The 19595-nt window shown below is 69.7% G+C and carries 15 protein-coding genes and 2 pseudogenes; 10 read left to right on the top strand and 7 right to left on the bottom strand.

Translation table 11 applies throughout. The features are described from left to right. Positions 1-208 precede the first annotated feature (208 nt). On the bottom strand, positions 209-1279 hold the full coding sequence (locus AB0H37_RS34955) for a hypothetical protein (RefSeq protein ID WP_360616994.1): 1071 nt from the start codon (positions 1277-1279) through the stop codon (positions 209-211). Positions 1280-1605: 326 nt separating this feature from the next. On the opposite strand from AB0H37_RS34955, the gene AB0H37_RS34950 reads away from it, so the two are divergent. Then, entirely contained in the window at positions 1606-3552 is a 1947-nt protein-coding gene (locus AB0H37_RS34950; RefSeq protein WP_360616993.1) for a tyrosine-type recombinase/integrase, read from the top strand. A 171-nt stretch (positions 3553-3723) separates the two neighbouring features. On the opposite strand, the gene AB0H37_RS34945 is transcribed toward AB0H37_RS34950, so the two are convergent. Beyond that, positions 3724-3996, bottom strand: a complete 273-nt coding sequence (locus tag AB0H37_RS34945) for a hypothetical protein (RefSeq protein ID WP_360617019.1) — start codon at positions 3994-3996, stop codon at positions 3724-3726. Further along, positions 3994-4050, bottom strand: a pseudogene (locus AB0H37_RS34940) (hypothetical protein); the annotation flags it as partial. The pseudogene AB0H37_RS34940 and the gene AB0H37_RS34945, both read right to left, overlap by 3 nt. A gap of 259 nt (positions 4051-4309) precedes the next feature. Between AB0H37_RS34940 and AB0H37_RS34935 the strand changes: the two are divergent. Together AB0H37_RS34935 and AB0H37_RS34930 are read left to right on the top strand one after the other, a co-directional pair. Next, the gene (locus tag AB0H37_RS34935) at positions 4310-6886 is read left to right on the top strand and encodes a hypothetical protein (protein ID WP_360616992.1); all 2577 of its coding nucleotides are present in this window, start codon (positions 4310-4312) and stop codon (positions 6884-6886) included. 137 nt (positions 6887-7023) lie between these two features. Further along, complete coding sequence (locus AB0H37_RS34930; RefSeq protein ID WP_360616991.1) at positions 7024-7893, top strand: DUF3800 domain-containing protein; 870 nt, start codon at positions 7024-7026, stop codon at positions 7891-7893. A 79-nt stretch (positions 7894-7972) separates the two neighbouring features. On the opposite strand, the gene AB0H37_RS34925 is transcribed toward AB0H37_RS34930, so the two are convergent. After that, positions 7973-8692: a hypothetical protein gene (locus AB0H37_RS34925; protein ID WP_360616990.1), complete on the bottom strand. Its 720-nt coding sequence runs from the start codon at positions 8690-8692 to the stop codon at positions 7973-7975. Positions 8693-9123: 431 nt separating this feature from the next. Between AB0H37_RS34925 and AB0H37_RS34920 the strand changes: the two genes are divergently transcribed. The 3 genes from AB0H37_RS34920 to AB0H37_RS34910 are packed head-to-tail and all read left to right on the top strand — an operon-like array spanning position 9124 to position 13159. Further along, positions 9124-12195, top strand: a complete 3072-nt coding sequence (locus AB0H37_RS34920; RefSeq protein ID WP_360616989.1) for a CHAT domain-containing protein — start codon at positions 9124-9126, stop codon at positions 12193-12195. 20 nt (positions 12196-12215) lie between these two features. Next, positions 12216-12548 carry a hypothetical protein gene (locus tag AB0H37_RS34915; RefSeq protein WP_360616988.1) on the top strand — a complete coding sequence of 111 codons (333 nt, stop codon included), beginning with the start codon at positions 12216-12218 and terminating at the stop codon, positions 12546-12548. Continuing rightward, positions 12503-13159, top strand: a complete 657-nt coding sequence (locus AB0H37_RS34910; protein WP_360616987.1) for a hypothetical protein — start codon at positions 12503-12505, stop codon at positions 13157-13159. Before AB0H37_RS34915 ends, AB0H37_RS34910 begins: the two co-directional genes overlap by 46 nt. An 867-nt stretch (positions 13160-14026) precedes the next feature. On the opposite strand, the gene AB0H37_RS34905 is transcribed toward AB0H37_RS34910, so the two are convergent. Further along, entirely contained in the window at positions 14027-14200 is a 174-nt protein-coding gene (locus tag AB0H37_RS34905; RefSeq protein WP_360616986.1) for a hypothetical protein, read from the bottom strand. Positions 14201-14392: 192 nt separating this feature from the next. On the opposite strand from AB0H37_RS34905, the pseudogene AB0H37_RS34900 reads away from it, so the two are divergent. The 3 genes and pseudogenes from AB0H37_RS34900 to AB0H37_RS34890 form a co-directional block, all read left to right on the top strand. After that, positions 14393-14620: pseudogene (locus AB0H37_RS34900) on the top strand (integrase core domain-containing protein); the annotation flags it as partial. A gap of 836 nt (positions 14621-15456) precedes the next feature. Then, the gene (locus AB0H37_RS34895; protein WP_360616985.1) at positions 15457-16041 is read left to right on the top strand and encodes a transposase; all 585 of its coding nucleotides are present in this window, start codon (positions 15457-15459) and stop codon (positions 16039-16041) included. After that, entirely contained in the window at positions 15974-16537 is a 564-nt protein-coding gene (locus AB0H37_RS34890) for an IS110 family transposase (protein WP_360616984.1), read from the top strand. The genes AB0H37_RS34895 and AB0H37_RS34890 overlap by 68 nt, the downstream gene beginning before the upstream one ends. A gap of 1006 nt (positions 16538-17543) precedes the next feature. Here the strand turns inward: AB0H37_RS34890 and AB0H37_RS34885 are convergent. Continuing rightward, the gene (locus AB0H37_RS34885; RefSeq protein ID WP_360616983.1) at positions 17544-18518 is read right to left on the bottom strand and encodes a bifunctional lytic transglycosylase/C40 family peptidase; all 975 of its coding nucleotides are present in this window, start codon (positions 18516-18518) and stop codon (positions 17544-17546) included. Between the two features lie 21 nt (positions 18519-18539). Beyond that, positions 18540-18845, bottom strand: coding sequence for a helix-turn-helix domain-containing protein (locus tag AB0H37_RS34880; protein WP_173392821.1), 306 nt, complete (start codon positions 18843-18845; stop codon positions 18540-18542). A gap of 183 nt (positions 18846-19028) precedes the next feature. Between AB0H37_RS34880 and AB0H37_RS34875 the strand changes: the two genes are divergently transcribed. Then, positions 19029-19520: a hypothetical protein gene (locus AB0H37_RS34875; RefSeq protein WP_360616982.1), complete on the top strand. Its 492-nt coding sequence runs from the start codon at positions 19029-19031 to the stop codon at positions 19518-19520. Positions 19521-19595 lie beyond the last annotated feature (75 nt).

The following is a 19595-nucleotide window of genomic DNA, read 5'->3' as shown; positions in this document are numbered from 1 at the left end:
TTATCCGCCCTATGACTGGGCGGACACCTGGGGGCGGCTGGCCGCGGTCACCTGCGGCGCGCTTGACTCGATCCGAGAAGAGATGCAGGGTCTCTCCGACCCGGCCACCTAGTCGACGCCCCGTGACTGTGGGGCCAGTGCTCGGCGCGTCCGGCGACACGCTCCTGTCCGGGCCCGGCCTCGCACCTTCCCCGTCCGGCGCCTCCATTCACCGTGTTCGGTCATCTGCTCGTCTCCTGCGCCGGTCCGGGACCCTCCGGCGGGTCGTCTGGCGGGTCGTTTGGCTGTGCGTGCGGTGGTGCGGGCAGCTGGGCCAGCAGCGTGGCCCGCTCGCGGCCCCATTCCTCCTCGCGGCGCAGCAGCAGGGTGGTGTGCTCGGCGCGGGAGCCGGCCTCGGTGTCGGCGCGCTGTTCGGCCCGATCGAGTCGCCCGGCCAGGTCCTCGGCCCGCTGAGTTGCCGCGGTGGCGGCAGCCTCGGCCGTGCGCTGGGCGTCTTGCGCGTCGTGGAGTTGTCCGGTGAGCTCGGTGATGGTCTGGGCGGCCTGCCGTGCCGCGGTGGTGGCCTGCTTGAGTTGTTCGTCCAGGTCGTCGGCGCGAGCGGCCTCGCGGCTGCGTGTTGCTCGGCGGCGGTGGCTTGCGCCACGGCGGCGCTGGCCTGTGACTCGGCGGCCGCTACTGAGCGCCGGGCCGCCTCCAGCGCGGTCAGCGCGGTGTCGCGGCGCTTCTCGGCGTCCCGCGCGGCGTGCTCTGCGGCGGCGCGGCGGGCCTCGGCGGCCTCGGCGCGCTGCTCGGCCTGCTGTTCGCGCCCTTGGGCGTCGGCGGCGCGGCGTTCGGCCTCGATGGCGCGGCGTTCGGCCTCGCGCCGGTCCCGCTCGGCCTGCGCGCGCTGCTTGTCGGCGTCGCGGGCGTACTCCTCGGCGGCCTCGGCGGTCCGCTCGGCGTCCTCCTTCTGTCGGGTTGCGGCGGCCGCCGCGGCGGCGGCGTCGGCGACCCGCTGCTCGACCGCCTCGGTCAGCCCGCGCTCGGCGGTGACGCGGTCGTCCAGCGCCTTCTTCAGTGCCGTCAGCTGGCCCTGCAGCGTGGTGATCGCCTCCAGCACCGGGGGCGCGGTGCCGGTGAAGGCGGCGCCGTGCGCGGCCAGGTCGGCGCGCTGACCGCCGGAGCGCAGCTCATTGTTCAGCTGCCGGCAGGTCTTGCCGCCGTGTTCGGGCCATCTGCGTTCCGGGCCGGGCAGTCCGCAGTACTCCCGTTTGCGGCCGGAGCCGCCGCGGAGGTTCACTTCCCGTCCGCACGGCGGGTAGGCGCACGGGCGGGGCGCATTCTTTTCAGTGCCGCCGGGCACGGTAGACCACACTCCCATGCTCTCGCGTGCTTCGGTCGGACGCTGCGGCGGCCCGACCGTGCGGTCGCTGATCATCCTCGGCGATCTCTCGAACATACAGACTGATTCATTTCTAGGATTGAGAAATAGTTTCTCGATTCTGAGAACGAATAACTGGAGCTTGAGGTGACTACACGCCAACGCCTGTTATCGTGTACTTCCCGATGCGGAGGGGCCGCGGGGCAGCGATCGGCCGGCCCCCGTCCGAAGGCGAGGGGGGCCAGGTGCGGGATGAGCAGGACGGCGCGGAGAAGGACGCGGAGGAGGGTGGCGCACCCGCGGCACCCCGCCCCTGGCTGTTCGTGGACGTGGACGGCGTCCTGAATCCCGACGACCACACCCTGCCCGGGTTCGCCGTGCATCGGCTGTCGCCCGGCGGTCACGGCCCCTTCCCTGTCGCCCTCAACCCCGCGCACGGCGCCGCGCTGCTGGAGCTGGCCGCGGCGACCGGCGCGGAACTGGCCTGGGCGACCACCTGGCAGGAACACGCCAACACGCTGATCGGCCCGCTGCTGGGACTGCCCGCGCTGCCGTTGGTGCAGCTACGGCGCAAATTCTCCGGCGCGGTGTTCAAGGCTGAGTCGGTCGCCGCCCACGCCGCCGGGCGGCCCCTGGTGTGGCTGGACGACGCACCGTTCACGGCCATCCGCGACGACCCCGCCACCCTGTTCACCGGCCCGAACCTGGTGATCACCGTGGATGCTCGGCTCGGGCTGCGGGACCACCACCTGGAACAGGCGCGGGACTGGCTGCTGTCTTGGGCGCCGCGACCCGGCAACCGGATCAGCGGCGGGACCCGGGCCGCCGCAGATGGCGAGGATCCCCCCATGCCCGCTGATCCCGCCCGCCTCGTCCCCCCCGGCACAGACGACTCCGGTGTGCTCGTGCCCACCGCGCTGCTGCGCTCCCCGCTACCGGACCCGCCGGGTCCGGCGCCGACGTCCGGCTCATCCGGTACCGGCCCGGACGCGCCGGTACCGGTGCGCGGAAAGGCGCCGGCGCGCACTCCCACCGAGCTGGCCCGGCTGCTGGAGGCGACCCTGCTGGAGACCGCGCGGCCGGAGGGGGCCGCCGCCGCGGCGCGCGGCGCCACCGCCGACTGGCTGGCCGGTGAACGGCGCCGCTCCTCGCGCACCCGGGACGGCTACATCCGCGACGTGTCGTGGTGGCTGACCTGGACCCGAGCCCACGGCGTGGATCCGCTGGCGGCGCCCGCCCGGCAGGCCGACCTGTACGCCGCGGCGATGGACGCCGCCGGGCTGGCCCCGGCCACCCGCGCCCGGCGCCTCGCGGCCGCCGCGTCCTGGACCGCCTACCTGCACCGCGACGGCACGGCCGCCGCCAACCCGTTCACCGGGATGGACCGGCCCAAGGCCGACGCCCGCTCGAGCACCCGGGGCGCGGCGATGGACCAGATGGGCCCGCTGCTCGCGCACGCCCGCCGGCACGAGAGCCCGCGCACCGTCGCGGTGCTGACCCTGCTGGTGGCCACCGCCGCCCGGATCTCCTCCATCACCGGCGCCCGGCTGGACGGGCTCGGCCAGCACCTGGGCTACACCGTGCTGGACGTGCCGGTCAAAGGCGGCGCCACCCAGCGGATCCGGCTGTCGGCGGTGGCGATCGAGGCACTGCGCGGATACCTGGTCGACCAGCTCGCCCGCATCATCGCCGACGAGCCCGCCCTGCCCGGCACGCCCGCCGGCGGCACATCCGCAGGTGCGCCGCCTGAGCAGACCACCGAGGAGACCACCGAGCAAGCCACCCGGGACGCCGACGACGAAGTCCGCGGACTGGACCTGTTGGCGGCCGCCGCGGCGCTGCGCGCCCGCACCCCGCAACGGCCGCTGTTCACCACCCGCACCGGCCGGCCGATCGACCGGCCGTCTGTGTTCCGCCTGCTGCGCCGAGTCGCGGCCGCCGCCGGCATCCCCGGCGCCGACCGCCTCAACCTGCACGGCATCCGACACACCGTGCTGACCTTCCTGCTCGCCGACGGAACACCGCTGCACGACGTGCAGGACCTGGCCGGACACGCCGATCCGCGCACCACCCGCCGCTACGACGACGACCAGGGCGCCCTGGAGCGCTCCCCCGTCGACGCGATCAGCAGGCGGCTGCGCTCCCAGACGTCCCGGCCCGCCACCGGCGACCTGACCGAACCGGACACCTAGACACCCGGCCCCCAGAGCCACCCGGACACGACACACCTCCGACGCCCGCCAGCAGCACGCCCTGGCCGCACTGCTCGCCACTGCTTACTGCTGGTGCCCCCGCCACCTCCAGCCGCCGGCCCCCCTGCGACAAGGCTCAAGGCCCAACACCCGAGCCACTGCCAAGCCCGGTCAGGTGGGCGGCATGAGCTGCAGCTGGTAAACCATGCCGTCCACCACGATGACCTTGTCGGAGTCATCGGGGGCGAACCGGCACTCCCACACCCGTCGGTCACTGCGCCACAGCGCCAACTCACGTCCACTCACGGCGTCCCACACCCGGACCATGCCGTCGTCGCTGGCGGTGAGGGCGCGGGCGCCGTCCGGGCTGAACGCCACCCCGTTCACGTCGAGATCGTGGCCGCTGTGTTGAAGGAGTAGGCGGCCGGTGGCGGTGTCCCAGATCCGGGCCGTGCGGTCGTCGCTGGCGGTGAGGGCGCGGGCGCCGTCCGGGCTGAACGCTACCCCCTAACCCAGCCGGTGTTCGGCATGGGGCGCTGACCCAGGCGACGGCGGGTGGGGCGCAGAGCGCCTGGTAATGCGGACGGATAGCTTGAAGGCATGTTGCGACCAACCGGCGAGGCTTCGCTGCGACTGCGAGTCGGGTGCTGTTTGGACAGCCGTGCCGGACGGGAGCGCGACAGCTGTCCTGTCGTGGTGGAACCGTCCAGTGCGCAGGCACGTCCATACGATCGAAAGCCCCTTCTAGAAGGTAGCCATGGGCGACTTCGATAGGATTTTTGATCCGCAGTACGCCACTGTCGACCTGTTCACCAACCGGATGGCTGAAAAAGCGGCGTTCGCCGGGTCAGTGGTGCACCACGGCGAGCGTATTGCCGAAGGCGCCGCAGTCCTCGCCAACGTGGCACGCCACCATGTGTTGACGTTCTACGGGATTGGAGGCATCGGCAAGACCGAGCTGTCACGGCGACTGGAATGCTGGATTCTCGGAGAACTATCCGAGAGCAACGAGTGGGGGGCACCGCCCCATCTGCACCGGCCGGTGCGCTCCGTGCGGATCGACTTCCATGGCAGTTCGACCGTCCACACCGTTGACATCGTCCTGCGGCTGCGGGCAGCTCTCGCCGACGCAGGCGGTCGCTACCCGGCCTTCGATGTAGGGCTAGCAGCCTGGTGGGCACTGGCCCACCCAGGAGCTACGTTGCCCGATCTGCGCAGTTCATCCGGTTTTGATGTGCGAGGACAGATAAACGACACGCTTAGCGAAGTTCTCAATGAAGTCGGCGCCAGCTTCGGTGTAGGGCCCTTGACCGTCCGCACTGGCCGGCTCGTCATCGACGCCGTCCGTGCGCGGCGGATCCGCACCAAGGCGCTGCATGGATGCGGGCCATTGGCCTCCATCGTCGAACAGGCACGCTTGAACCCCTCCCCATATGTGGCGGCATCGCTGGCCGGGTTGTTGTCCTGGGACTACGAACGCCTCTCCGACGAGCAAAAACCGCTTCTGGTCGCGTTCGCGGACGCGGCCGAGTACGTCCAGGGTGGCGACCGGGGACAAGAACGGCTTTTCAATCGCATCGTGCATCTGACTCCGGGGATCCTGTGGGTGGTGACATCCCGCCGTGCCTTGGACTGGGACTCCATCAGTCTGACCACGCAGTTGCCAGCGGTGGGCCCCGCCATCTGGCCAGGGCTCGGGCTCGGCATGCGGGAGGAGCCATGCCAGCACCTTGTCGGTGACCTATCCGACGCGGACGTAGAACGGTTTTTGCAGGCCGCCTCCGGAGCGGGCGGCAACCCGTCGCTTAGTTCCGAGGTACGGGACCGGATACGCCAGGGAGCACACGGCCTGCCGCTCTACCTCGACCTGTCACTTGCTATTGCCCGAGCGGCTGGCGGCGTGGAACTTGATCCACATGCGTTCGGAGGACCACTTCCCCAACTCGTGGCCCGGGTGTTCGCTGACCTCCCCGCCCAAGAGCACAAGATCGCTCGGACCGCGAGCCTAGTTGCACGGTTCGATTCCGACATGCTCGCTAAAGCTACCGATGGACTGCTTGGCGACGCATTGCGCTTCTGCGAGAAGGCACTGGTCAGCTACGACGGACATCCCATGTTCCCGTACCGGCTTCACGACGCAGTCCGAGAAGCCATCATCAATGAACCCCCCTCCATACCAGGAGCCTGGGCACCAGGAGACCGTAGAGACCGAGCTGCTGCGCTGGCCGAGGTCCTGCGAACTCGCCACAAGGACTGCCTCGACAGCGTCGAACAACGTCTAGAAATAATTGAGATCGCAGCGCGCCTCTGCGCCGATCATGACCTGGCCATTCCCTGGCTCTTGGAGACCACGCTGGATCTGCCGGGCATCGAGCAGACTGCGGGGCGGCTACCACCACCAAGCGATGACACATGGATCGGCCTGGTGGCCAGTTTCTTGAATGCCTGGCGCGGGCGCACAGTTCGGCAAAGAGTCGCCTACCTAGCCGAGTACACCGGCAACTCGCTTCCCACTGACATCCGCCGCAGTGCTCAACGGTGGCTTGCCTACTCCCTGAGGTCGCTGAACGATTACTCCACTGCACTCGAAATCTTCCGGGAGTTACTCGCAGAGGATCCTGATTCGCAACTGATCCGCTACCAGACCGCCCTGACCTTGCGTTCCTTGGGTCGATACCCTGAACTCAGGGAGCACATGGAGACCTATCCGGTGACGGGCGAGGGACGCGACCTGCGGCTGCTCGCAGAACTGGCATTCGACCGAGCTGAGTTCCAACAGGCGATCGCGGGGCCGGCAGCTCGTGCCAGTTATCTGCGGTCGTTGGGGAAGCACCGGCTCGCCCTGGAGAATGACCGGACGGTGCTGTGGCGAAAGGCGTTGATTGGTCAAGCATCCATCGCTGACTGTGACGCCATTGCTGAAGAGGGTGACCGGTATGGCATGCCTTTCACCTACCGGTCGGCGTTGGCCGCGCGGCTACTGTGTCTGCCTGCGTCGGACCCCCGCGTTGCGGAAACCCAGGCGGAGCTGGCTTCATTTATTGAGGATTCGGGCGGTGCGGCCGGCTGGCGGGAGTTCACTGCAGGCCTTGTCCAAGCCCTACGTCGCGTGGACCATGCGGCAGTCGCTGAGATCCGCGGACGCTGGACCGCTGCTTATAGGCCGTGGACGCCGGAGGATCAACTCATTGATCGCATCTGCATTTTCGCTGGTCATTCCCCGGTGCTCACTGTCCCGGGCTTTGAAGGTGGCCTCAATGGCGACGAGATCGACCGTCGCTGGCAGGCGGTCATCGCGGCTCTCACCCATCCGGATGCAGGCGCCTCGGCTTGAACGTAGCTTGCGTGTTGCCGCAGTAATTACCGGATTTACTGCGGCAAGACCGATAGGCTCACTGCCTTGACCTACGGGCCGCTGTCGTCTCCTTGGCAATGAGGTGCCCGCATTTACTGCGGTAGAACGGGTGAGCGATGCGGGTGGCCTTCCTGGGCGACAGCGAACAGACCAACCCGAAGCGACAGCACGTGCGTCACCTGCTCGCCTTCGCCGCAGTGATCTTCCCGGAAGGCAGCCTGGTCGGCTTCGCCGAAGACTTGGCGGCCATCCGCACTGAACTCGGCATCCCGGCGTCCGAGGAGATCAAATGGAAGCCTCCCAAGGGGAGCTTTCTGAGTTCCGCTGGCGGAGAACTCGTCTCGGACCTGCGTCGACGGATGCTCGAAGCGGCGATCGCGCGCGACGTCCGCACCACCACCGTGATCATCGACCACGGGATCGCCTACACCAACTGGAGCGAGGAAGAAGTCGGCACGGAACTGCTGAGATGGCTGTATGAACGGGTGTCGATGCACCTGCGTGACCACGACGACATCGGGATCATGATTGCGGACAAGCCCGGTGGCGGCCCCAGGGAGGAGAAGCAGTTCCTGCAGGACACTCTGCAGCTGACCAATGATGGCACCGAGTACGTCGAACCTGGCCGCGTCGTGCTGCCCGTGCTTACTGCCAACTCCCATCACGTCCCTCACCTGCAACTGGCTGACCTGGTCGCCGCGGCGACAACGGGCGCTATCGCCGGTCACCGCCCCGCATTGAAGCTCGGGCTCTTGCTAGCCAAGCTGATGCACCGGCACCGAATGAAAGACGTGAACGGCGCTGGGCTGGTCCTCTTCCCGGAGCGATTGAACCTGCTGTACCACTGCTTCGGCGAGAAGAGTGCCTCGAAACCAAGCGCGAACGCCGGGGTCTCCCTGCCTTGGGCGGAGGGGCTGTACAGCGAGGACGACGGTCTCGGCGTCCCGGCCCAGCCGCTCCCGGTGAAGGATGACGGCGATGGCTGAGGTGCTGCCCCTGCGTTCAGATTTGCCGGGAGCGCGCTCGATCGCTTTCACTGGGCGATCGAGCCGTACCTGACCGCCGCTAGCATCGGTACCTCCTCTCGTCGCGTCTACCGGATCTCGCTGACCACCTGGGCGTGGCTGCTGACCGAAACCCAGCCGCCGCCCGGCCGAGCCCGCCGAGGACCGCGCCGAGCAGGCCGACGCCGCGGCGAAGGCGGCGCGCACCGACCGGGACGAGAAGGTCGCCGCCGCGCGCAGGGACGCGCGCGAACAGGTCGCCGACGCCCGCGCCGACGCCGAGCGGGCGTGGCGGCAGGCGGGGCAGGGCCAGCGCGCCCAGCAGACCGCCGAGCAGGAGGCCGCCGCCGAACGGCACCTGCGTGAGGTCGCCCAGCAGCAGGCCGCCGACGCCGCGCGCGAGCGCGCCGAGACCGCCGCGCGACTGGACGCCGCGCAGCAGGAGACCGCGAGCCTGCTGGACGAACTGCAAGCCGCACGCGCCCAGCTCGCCGAACAGCAGGCGCGCTGCGCGGCCGCCACCGACCGCGCCGACGCCGCCGAGACGGCCCTCACCGAGACCCGCGACCAGCTCGCCGACGCTCAGCAGCAGAAGCGGGCCGCGCAGGAGACCGCCGCGCGCAGCGACCGCGCGGCCAAGGAGCACGCCGCCGCGGCCGATGCCGCTCGCGAGGTCGCCGCGCAGGCACGCACCGAGGTGCAGGCCGCCCGCGCGGCCGCCGAGGCGGCGATGAGCGAGGTGCGGCGCCAGCTGGAGGAGGCGCGCAGCAAGGGCCCACACGCAACGCGAACGCGCGGCCGCCGCCGAGCGGCGTGCCCAGCCCGCCGAGCACGCCGCCGAACAGGCCGCGCGCGCTGCGCCGGCGACCGATGATGGGCTGCCCTCTCGGGCTGGCGGTCCGTTGGCGTGTGTGCAGCCGGAGACCGCGGGCTTGGCCGGTGACCAGGCGCTGCGGTGAGCGGCCCTGGTAAGCGGGCCACCGCTGGGGCGAAGGCGGTAGCGGCGGGATGTGGCCGCCCTGGCGGACTGATCAAAGAAGCGTCCAACCGCGTGCAGAACTTCGAGAGTCCGGCGTCGTCCCCATGCGCCACGCGCCCGTACCGCCGGGACGTCCCGTCGGGGGCTCTGGGACGCTTCGGAGTACGACCAGAAGGGAACAGTCTTCGCCCGCCCCGGACAACGCCATAGGAGGGAGGGGCGTCTTCCTTGGCGTGGCACCTGACGCGCCGGGCGGGCAAGAGCGATGTGACGTCTTCGAGGCGCGCCTGCGCGCAGTGGACCGACACGGCGACCGCTACTTCGCCGAACGAGACCCCAAAGACCTCGCGCGCTGGACCGACGCCGCCCGACAGGCGCTGGAGAACGCCCGGGGCCCGGTGCAGGAAGGACGCGCCGCCTACCGGCTCGCATGGGCCCTGTCCGTCGCTCATTCGACCGATGCCAGGCTCGGGCTGCTTCAGGAGGCGGACGAACTCCTGCGGTCGGCCGCGCTGCCCCGCGACCACGCCGAGCGGCCGCCCATGATGGGCGTGGCCACCACAGTGTTCCTGGGGCTCTTCCAGTCCGGTGGAGACGTCGAGTACCTTGCATCGGCTATCGAGACCGCGCGCGACGGCATCGACGGAGCCGCTCCGGACGATCCGCGGCTGCCCAACTGGTCTGCCAACCTCGCGAACTGCCTGCGGGTGTACGCGGAGCTCACGGGCGAGGCCGCCGTCCTAGACGAGGCGGTCGTACGCGGCCGGAGCGCAGCCGAGGCGTGGAGGTACTCCCAGCCCATGGTGCTGGCGGGCCTGGCCAGCAGCCTCTACTACCGGTTCGCTGTGCGGCATCGGGCCGAGGACCTCGCCGAGGCCATGAAGGTCGCCCACCGTGCGTACGAGCTGGCGCCGCTGGACCCCACGGTGCTCGGCGTTCTCTCCGCGACGCTTCGCCTGGAGTTCGAACGCACCGGGTCCGTTGATCACCTGACCGAGGCGCTGACCATGCAACGGCGGCTCGTCCAGGGCCTGTCGACTGGCTTTCCCGAGCGCGCGATCCACCTGGCAAATCTCGCGGAGTTGCTCCGGTTACGGGGCGAGCGGCTCGGCTCGATGGGCGACCTGGACGAGGCGATCGAGTTGGCGATTGAGGCAGCTGAAACCGCGCCGGGACGCGATGAGCGCGCCGCCCTCATCATGCTCACGCAGACCCTGACGGTCAGGGCAGCGGCGCACGTCGCGGGCGCTCCGGAGCAGGCACGCGCCGACGCCCTAGCCGCGATCGCAGCCGCTGATCGGGTGCTGGAGCTGATCCCCGAGGGTCACGAGGCCACCGCGAACTTCCTCACCCTGCGCGCAAACGCCTGGTGGGTAAGCCACCGGGCCGGTGAGCCGGGCGCGATCGAGCGGGCGATCGCGACGTACGAGCAGGCCGCACTCGTCCCCGCACCGCCCCTGCAACGGGGACTGATGCTTAGCAACCTCGGCGTGCTGCTGAGCCGCGAGGGCACTGGCGACCCGCCAGCGCTCGACCGGGCCATCGAGGTAATGGAAAAGGCCCGCACCCTCATCCCGGTCGACCATCCGGTGTACGCGCAGAACACGGCGAACCTCGCCGCCGGGTGCTACCGCCGCTCTCTGGCGAGCACCTCCGCGTCCGACCTGGCCCGGGCGGGCGCCCTCGCGGACGATGGGAGCGCGAGCGAGGCGGCGCCCCCGAGCCAGCGGGTCGTGCTGTCCGCCCTGTCCGCCCTGTTCGCCGTGGAGCGCGGCGACCTGGTGGCGGCGGCGCGATCGTTCCGGTCGGCGCTCAACCAGTACTCCTTCCTCGCCTGGCAGGGCGGGGACCGGCAAGCGGTTGCGGGCCAACTGGCGCGGGTCGAGCAGCTAGGCTCCGACGCGGCTGCCTGCATGATCGCTCTCGGCGACGAGGAGGGCGCCCTCGAAGCAGTGGAACACGGGCGCGGCGTGCTCTGGGCCCAGCTTCTGCAGCTCCGGAGCCAGCACGCGGACACCTCACCGACGGCCCGCCGACTGGCCGAGATCGCCGCAGCCCTCGACACCGGCGTTCGTACACGCGACGAACGCATGACGCTGATGGACGAATGGCGGCGGCTTCAGGTTCAGGCGGCGGCCGACCGCGACGCGAACATCGTTACCCGACCCCGAGCGGCCGAGCTCAAGGCCGCAGCGATCAACGGTCCCGTGGTCGTCGTCAACGTTAGCGCCCACCGCTCCGACGCGCTGATTGTGGAGCCGGACCGCGTACGCGCCCAGGACCTGCCCGGCCTCACACCCGATCTCGTACGGGACCATGTGACGCACAACCTCGAAACCGAGCGGGACGTCGAGGCGGCCCGGCGGCGGGCATTCGACGCGCAGGCCCGATACGAACAGGGCGACCAGGGCTTCAGCGGCACGCGCCGGGCGCATCAGGCCTGGGCGGCTCTCCGGACCGCCGAGAGAGTCGCGGTCGACGTTTTGGACCGTACGCTGGCGTGGCTGTGGGACGTTGTCGCCGGACCCGTGCTGACCGCGCTCGGCCCGCCGGGCGCGGAGCCGCTCCGGCTGTGGTGGTGTCCCACTGGCCTGCTGGCCCTGCTGCCCCTGCACGCCGCCGGCCACGACTCTGGGCAGTCCCTGCTCGACCTGACCGTCGGCTCCTACACCCCGACCGTACGAGCCCTCGCCGAGTCCCAGAAGGCCGGGCCGAGTAACGGCGACCGTCTCCTCATCGTGAGCCTTGCCGCGTCCGAAGGGCAGCTCCCCCTGCCTGAGGTCGAGGAGGAGCGTCAGCGGATCCAGGAGACGATCGGTCCAGACCGCACGGCCGTGCTGGAGGGTGCGAACGCCACCCGCGCAGCCGTGCGCGAAGGCCTGCGGACGCACTCGTGGGCGCACGTGAGCTGTCACGGTCTCCAGTCGCTGGAGGACCCGTTCCAGGGCGGACTGGTGCTGCACGACGGGATGCTCACCGTAGAGGACGTGCGCGCCGGCCACCATCGCGGCGAGTTCCTCGCCCTGCTGGCCTGTGACACCGCCAGGGGCGGCCTCGACCTCGCCGACGAGGCGGTGACGCTGTCCTCGGCGTTCCACTACACCGGCTACCGGCACGTCGTGGGCACTCTGTGGTCCGTACGGAGCGGAGCGGCGGCGGAGTTCAGCGCCTCGCTGTACCGTCACCTCGTCACGGGCGGCCGATTTGCACCGGAACGGTCGGCGTACGCGGTCCGCGCGGCAGCCCTGGAACTGCGCGAACGACAGCGACTCAGCTGGGTCCCATTCACCCACACCGGCCCCTAACCTCTGGAAAGGCGCTATCCATGACCGACCCGCTGGAGCACGACCCCCTCGCGTTCGCGGAGACGACCACACCGGCGTACGCGGCAGCCTTCCTCGCCGAGGACTTCGCTTACGAGATCGTCGACGACGGCGTGGTGCTCCGCGGCAGGTGCCCACGCTGCCGCGCCACGGTCGAGGCGAACGCTTTCGAAAATGTCGTGGTCCGGAAGGGAGCGGAAGGCGGTTCCTTCGTGCAGGGCCCGCACCCCATCCCCGTCTACTGCACGTGCCTCCTCGACCACCCCGGCCGCCCAGAGGGAATCGAGGGATGCGGCGCGTACTGGCGGATCACGATGAACGGCCAACCGACGTGACTGGCCCGTTCACCCCGGACCCGAACGCGACGATCGGCGACCTGCGAAGGGCCCGCGACCGCGAACGCCTCTGGCGCACCGAACTGGACCGCGTCCGGACCGCGGCCCTCGCCTGGCGAAACGGCATGGCTGCACTGCTCGCCGGACTAGTCGGATTCGGTCTCCTCAAGGGCCGCTCGGACGTAGGAGCCCTGTCCCCGGGCTGGGCCACCACGGTGGGCCTACTGCTGGCCGTGGCGTTAATCGTGGGAGCCGTCGCAGCCGGGTCCCTGATGACCGCAGCCCACGGCCTCCCCGCCGCAGGCCGTACGGCGGACCTGCCGTCCCAAACCGCCGCCGACCACGCCGAGGCCCTCCTGTCGGCCCGCCGCCTGAGACGCGGCATCACCCTAACGGCGGTCTTCGTACTCGTCCTGACGACGGCGGTCGCCGTGACCTGGTACGGCCCGGAGAAGACAAAGCCGGCCCTCCGCGTGAAGACGACAACGGCCGACCTGTGCGGCACCCTCCTCCGCACCCGCACGGGACAACTGACCCTCACAAACGACAAGAAGGAACTCACCTTGCCCCCGACGGAGATCCTCTCGGTCAGCCCAGCCGATAAGTGCTAGCCAGCGCGCTCTCCCGACCCTCCACGAGGGCACGCCACAGCCGTCCGCTGCCTGTACGGCCCCGGCCAGCTGAACGGTCGTATCCGCCCGATGTTCGGCGGATGTTATGGCGACCCGCACCTTGATGGGGTCCGCGACCGCGGGCCGCCGCCACCCGCCCGACTCCAGTGGCGAGGGGAACTGGTCCGGCCGCCTCCGTCGAGCCCCTTGGCCAGTGCTGACGCGAGAGGAGTACCGGGTCCAGCAGCGGGTGATGCGCAGCCAAAGACGGCGACCGGCGGGACGGCGGCGGTGACGTTCGTGCCAGCAGCCAGGTCACAGCCACCAGCACGGGAACGCCGTGGCGGCGCAGGATCCGGGTGACAGTGCGAGCCGGCACTCCGGTGGCGCCGCGATGTGGTCGGGGCTTGCGCGCAGCTCGCGGCGGGCGGTAAGCACCTTCTCCCCGGTCTGGGGCCGTGATCGCAAACGGACACGCGCGGGGGCCACTGCGCCGCTCGGCCAGCCCGTCCCATTCTGCCGCCGACGGTGTTGAGAAGCAGGCCGAGCAGGAATCGGTGCTAGCGCTGATCAAGGCGATGCCGGGCAACATCAGCCGGAGTCGATGCTGAGTGAGATCAGCAAGGCTGACCGCGACCAGGGCGATTGGGCTGCCGGAGGGGTTGTTTGCCGATGTGGCGCTGAAGGTGCTGGCGAGCCAGGGCGGCGGCGGGCGCGCAGTTCCCCGACGACAGCTTCCCAAGCTGACAGCGCGGGTTCGATTCCCGTCACCCGCTCCCACGCGAAGGCCCAGGCCAGGGACATGATCCCCGAACCTGGGCCTTGATCGTTTTTGGTCGTCCTCACTGCCGGGCCATTAGCGGGCCATTAGGCCACCGGCACCAGCGCCCCGCCCGCTCCGCCGTCCTCGTCGTCGTCCTGGCCCTCGTCCTGGCCGCGCTCTTCCCGAACGAGGGCATCGAGGCCGTCAGCGATGATGCGGTCGCCCTTGGCCGACCGGTGTTGGTAGCGCAGCGCCGCCCGCTCGTTGTCGTGGCCCATGCGCGCCATCAGGTTCTAGGAACGAGTCGCGTTCAACGGGCGTCGGCGCGGCGTTGGGCAGCCTGGGCTCCGTGCAGGGCCGTCCCGGTGACCGCAGCGGCGGACGACCCGCCTTGAGCGCCGCACGCGCTCTTCCCTGCGCCACAACACCCTCCTCCGCATCAGGTGTTGCGACGACCAATTGAATCCGCCCAATATACGTCGCTGTCGTTCAGCCGGCGGTGCAGGTCAGCGGGTATCCGCACCTCGACCGGCAGCGTCGCGGACTGCTTCGACAACGCCGTCACCGAAAGCTTCTTCGCCACGTTGGAGACCGAACTGCTCGACCGGCACCACTTCACCACCCGAGCCCAGGCCAAGGCCGCCTGCTTCGACTTAATCGAAGGCTTCACCAACCCCCGCCGCCGTCATTCGACCCTGGGCAGCTCAGCCCCACCGAGTATGAGAGGAGACAGCCTCAACCACCGGACTACGCTGCCGCGTAGCCGCAAGCCCCGAGGTGTCTACGAAACCGGGGCAACTTCAGGCAAACCCCCAGGACAACTTCGTGGCAAGTCACAATCACCTTCGCCGAGCCGGCATCAGGTCGACTGCGCCGGGACAATCGGCGGCGTCTACCGGAGATGGTCCCACGGGGCGATCAATTCGCACAATCCGCATTGTGCGATGCCTTGAAGATTCCGCTTGATCCGATCCGATCCAAATCGCATCGGATATGGACCGGAGCGGAGCGTCTGCTGGGCTGGAATGGTGATGAACGATCATGCCCACCGCGAGAAGCGAGCCGGAACCGGCGGCCTCGATCCGTCTGATCCGGTCGATGTGCTCACCGGCGTCCCCAACGAGCCGCTCTACTCGGGCCGGTCGACGGCGACGACCTGTCCGTCGTAACGGCCGCCTAGCTCATTGTCCGCACCGGGCCGGTGGCCGCGGCCCGTGCGAGCACTGCGGCCGCCCGCTCGTGCGGCACCGCCGAGAGGCCTGGTTCTGTAGCACCAAGCAAAAACACCTATTGGGGAGGGTGGGGTGCGCGGGGCTTCTTCGACGGGAGAGGCTCGGCGTTGGGTGGCGGGGTGACTCAGAAAACACGTGCCGGAAGGCTTTCCGTTTATCTGTCCACAGCCGTCCGCAGGGCGAGAGCCCTGACCGGGAGCGAGTTGATAGAAGCCTGCTGAGCCGTCAACTCGCAATAGGTCTGTCCTCTGGCCAGGGCTCTTGCTGCTGTCTCGTCCATCACAGCAGAACAGGACTCCTCGATGGTGGCAGTGGGGATCGACCCGCACAAGCACGTTCACGTCGCGTTAGCCGTCGGCGCCGACGGCAAGACCGTCGGCAGGCCGGCGACCATCAAGAACGACGCGTCGCTGATCCCCGCCCTGCTCAAGTGGATCCATCCGATCGCCGACCGGGCGCCGGTGACCTGGGCGATCGAGGACGGCCGCGGGTTCGCCCGCCGTCTGGCCGACGGCCTGTTGCTGACCGGCCACCATGTCGTCTGGGTCCCCACCCGGCTCACAGCTGCCCACCGCAGGCTCCACGCCGCTACCGGCGCCAAGTCCGACACCGTCGACACTGCAGCGGTCGCCCACGCCTCCATCGCCACCCCGGGGCTGGACCGGCACCGCATCGACGAACACGTCCGCGAACTACGCGTCCTGGTCGACTACCGCACCGTCCTGGTCAAGCGCCGCACCATGGCGATCAACCAGCTCAAGGCACAGTTGCACCTCTGGCTCGACCACACCCCCCGGCGACCTGGCCCGCCCCAAACACATGGCCGCGCTGATCACCGTCCTGGACGGCGCACGACTGGGCGCGCACGTCCACCAGGCACTCACTAACATGGCCACCGAAATCGCTGACCTCAACCGGCGCGTCAGCGACCTGGACACCACGATCAAGGATCTGGTCAGCCCGCTCGCACCGGCACTGCTGCAGATCACCGGGATCAGCCACAACTCCGCCGCGGTCCTGATCGCCGAGACCGGCGACATCACCCGCTTCTGCAACTCGGCCAAGCTCGCCCGCTACACCGGCTGCGCACCCATCCCGGTCTACTCCGCCGACCATGAGCGCCACCGCCTGCACCGAGGCGGCAACCGCAGACTCAACGGCGTCCTCTACACCGCCGCCATCGTGCAGAAACGCTTCCACCCCGCCGCGCAGCAACTTCTGGCCCGCCACGAACCCGCCAAGAGCAAACGCGGTGCCCGACGCATCCTGCAACGCCATCTCGTCCACGTCATCCATCGAGCGATGACCACCGACCAAGATGACCACCGACCAAGCAACCTGGGATCACCAGATCACACGTCACCAACTCGCGGCTTGACATAGAAGCATCAACGGCAGGCAGGTGCGCTACTAGGGACCGCCAAGCTCGGGCCCGTGCGCACGCCGCACGCCGGGGCCGCGTTCCTGCCCCCGCTGGTAACCCAGTTCGGCGAGCACGACGGCACGCTGACCGCGCTCCTGAATGACGCGTCACCGACGCGGTCCAGGAGGTCGAGCAAGCGCGCCGCCGCGCCGACGAGGTCGAGACGCGCCCCAAGCTCGCCGAGGCACACGCCAAGGAGCCCGACGCCGCAGTGAAGAAGCCCCGCGCCGATCGGGATGAGAAGGTCGCTGCCGCCCGCCGTGACGTGCGCGAGCAGGTCGCCGACGCGCGCCGACACCGAGCTGGCGTGGCGGCAGCAGGGGCAGGCAGAGCGCGCGCCCAGCGGGCTGCCCAGGACGAGACCGCCGCGGAACGACAACTGCTACAGGTCGAGCACCAGCAGGCCACCCACGCCGAGCGGGCCCGAGCCGAGACCGCCGCACGGCTGGACGCCGCGCAGCAGATGATGCGACGGCGTGGTGCATCCAGACCGTGCACGGGTCGCCCACCTCATCCGGCGGCAGCCGTTTCCTGCCCTGTCCGCACCGCGTTGCGGGCGCAGCCCGGTGCGCGCCTTCTTGTCGCTCTCATGCAGCCGCGACCAGGCTGCTGGGGAGGGCGGGGGCCTCCTCCGCTCAGCTGGTCAGCACCGCACCGGACCGCACCATTTATTCACATCGCGCGGCAGGGTCCACCGTTGCTGTGGATGAGGCCTGCCGTCAAGGCATGCAGCGTAAGAAGCGAATTTCAGGGCTTCCTGTCAGACACCAGAGAAATCTTTCAGCGAGTAGCAGCTTCTGCTCAATGTCGTAGCCCCGCGTTGGCTAAAGTAATGAAGTCGCCGAGTTGTCGATTAGTGACCCGCGCACCGGCCGTCCTGATAATGCGCAGGCGTCCGGTCTGGAGCGGCCCTGAGGGCGTGGGCGGGTCGTTCGGCGTGGTGGTAATGCATGCGCGGGCCTTCGGTCAGGCTTCGGCGGCACGGGATGCGGGGCGGGTGGCGCCGATATATTGGCGTTCGCGATAAGGGTTGCCGGTGAATCGGGAGATGCGAACGATATCGCCGGTGTGGGGGGCGTGGATCATGCGGCCGTGGCCGTAATAGATCCCGACGTGGTGGATCGTGGCGGGATTGCGGGGATTGGTCGCGAAGAAGAGCAGGTCGCCGGGCTGGAGTTGAGGCCTGGAGACGTGAATTCCGGCGTTGTACTGGTCGGCGGCGACTCGGGGTAGGCGGACGCTGGCTTGGGCCCAGGCGTACTGGGTGAGACCTGAGCAGTCGAAGCCCTTGGTGCCAGCTCCTTGGGCGGTGCCGTAGGTGGGGCCGGAGGGTCCGCCGCCGCCCCAGGAGTAGGGGGTGCCGAGCCAGCGCAGGGCTGCGCGGACGGCGGTGGCGCCGCGTCCGGTGGTGGTGGGGGCGGCGTAGTGGGCGGCTTGGGCGAGGACTTTGCGGACGTACCAGTGGGCGTGGTTGTACTGCCAGATGGCCCGGTAGAGGTGCTTGCCGCCTTTCCCGGCGTCGTTGGCGCACAGGTAGTGGGCGGCGCCGTGGATGGCGTCGGCGAGGTTGTAGCGGTCTTTGCGGCCGTCGTGGTCGCCGTCGATGCCGTAGGCGGCCCAGGTCGCGGCGAGGAACTGCATGGGGCCTCCGGCTCCGGCGGTGTTCTGGCCGGAGTGGACGCCGGGTGCGGTGGAGCGGCCGTGATCGCCTTCGATTTTGCCGATGGCGGCCAGGACGTTCCAGGGCAGGCCTGGGCAGGTGGAGGCGGCGTCGAGGTACCAGCGCAGGTAGGCCGGTGGGATGTCGCGTTCGGCTTCGGCGGTGGGCGCGCCAGCCAGTTCTGAGCCGGTTCCTGCGGCGGAGTTGTGACCGGCGAGCAGGATCACCAAAGCCAGCGGGACAGCAAGAGCGGCGGCGCATGCGGTGGCGGCGGCTTTCACCGCTCCGGCCGCCAGGGTGTTCTACTCCTGGCTGACCTGCTCCTGGGTGGTCTGGTTCTGGGCGCCGGTTCGGGCGCGGCGTTGGGCGCGGTATCCGGCGCCCTTCTTGGGTTCGGGTGGCTCATGTGCGGTCTCCCCCGGTTGGTGGGGCTGCCGCAGCACCTCGCGGACCGCTTGCCAGGAGTAGCGGAAGTCCTTGCCGGTCTTGAGGGCGGGAATCTGCCCGGCGTTGGCCATCCGGCGGACGGTCTGGGGCGAGAGGCCGAGTTTGGTCGCGAGTTCGGCGGTGGTGAGGACGTCGGGGTCGCGGCCGGGTGTCTCGGTCATCGCGGGGGCTCCTGGTTCGGCGGTCACGGTTGTCGCATCCAGTGTGGTGGACGGGCGCTGCGGAAGCACGTTCTTGAGGTCGGATGGTTCTCGAAGAAACTGTTTGACGTTGCTTGCGCTCCATAATCTTGCCACGTACTGTGAGCGACCAACAACCCAGTGCATTTATTCGGGGGTACGCGGGTGAGTCTTCGACAAACCGGACCGAGCCGGGACGGGCAGGCGGCAGAGGTCCTTGACGTGGTCGTGGCCGGCGCGCACGGCGGCGCCGGGACCTCCACGCTGGCCGCGCTGCTGCCCGCGGCGTGGGACATGGGCTCGATCGGCCAACTGCTGGATCTCGACCGGGCACCGCTGCAGGCCAAGGGCCGTCCGCTGGTGCTGGCCGCGCGCAACACCGCGGTCGCGGCCACGCACGCCACCGCCGCGATTAGTGCGCTCCACGAGTGGGGCGAGCGTGTGGCCGTGCTGGCGATCGTCAGTGACGGCCGCCCGGAGTCGCGCGACGCGACGGCCCGGTACGGGCTGCTAACGGCGCGGGTCGGCGGCCTGGTACGTGTCCCGCATGTGCGGACGCTGCGGCTCGTCGAGGACCCATCGACGGTCGCCCTGCAGGGCAAGGCGCACCAGGCCCTCGCTGAGATCCGGCGCCTCCTCCGTGAGGAGCAGCGATGACTCTGATCTCGTCCCTACTCACCGCGGTCCCGCTCGTAGGCGTAGATGTCGATGTGCCCGATCCGCCCCCGGCTC

The sequence above is a fragment of the Actinomadura sp. NPDC023710 genome, from assembly GCF_040639875.1.
In the GTDB taxonomy this organism is placed as follows: domain Bacteria; phylum Actinomycetota; class Actinomycetes; order Streptosporangiales; family Streptosporangiaceae; genus Spirillospora; species Spirillospora citrea.
This window is presented reverse-complemented; position numbering and strand designations above follow the sequence as displayed.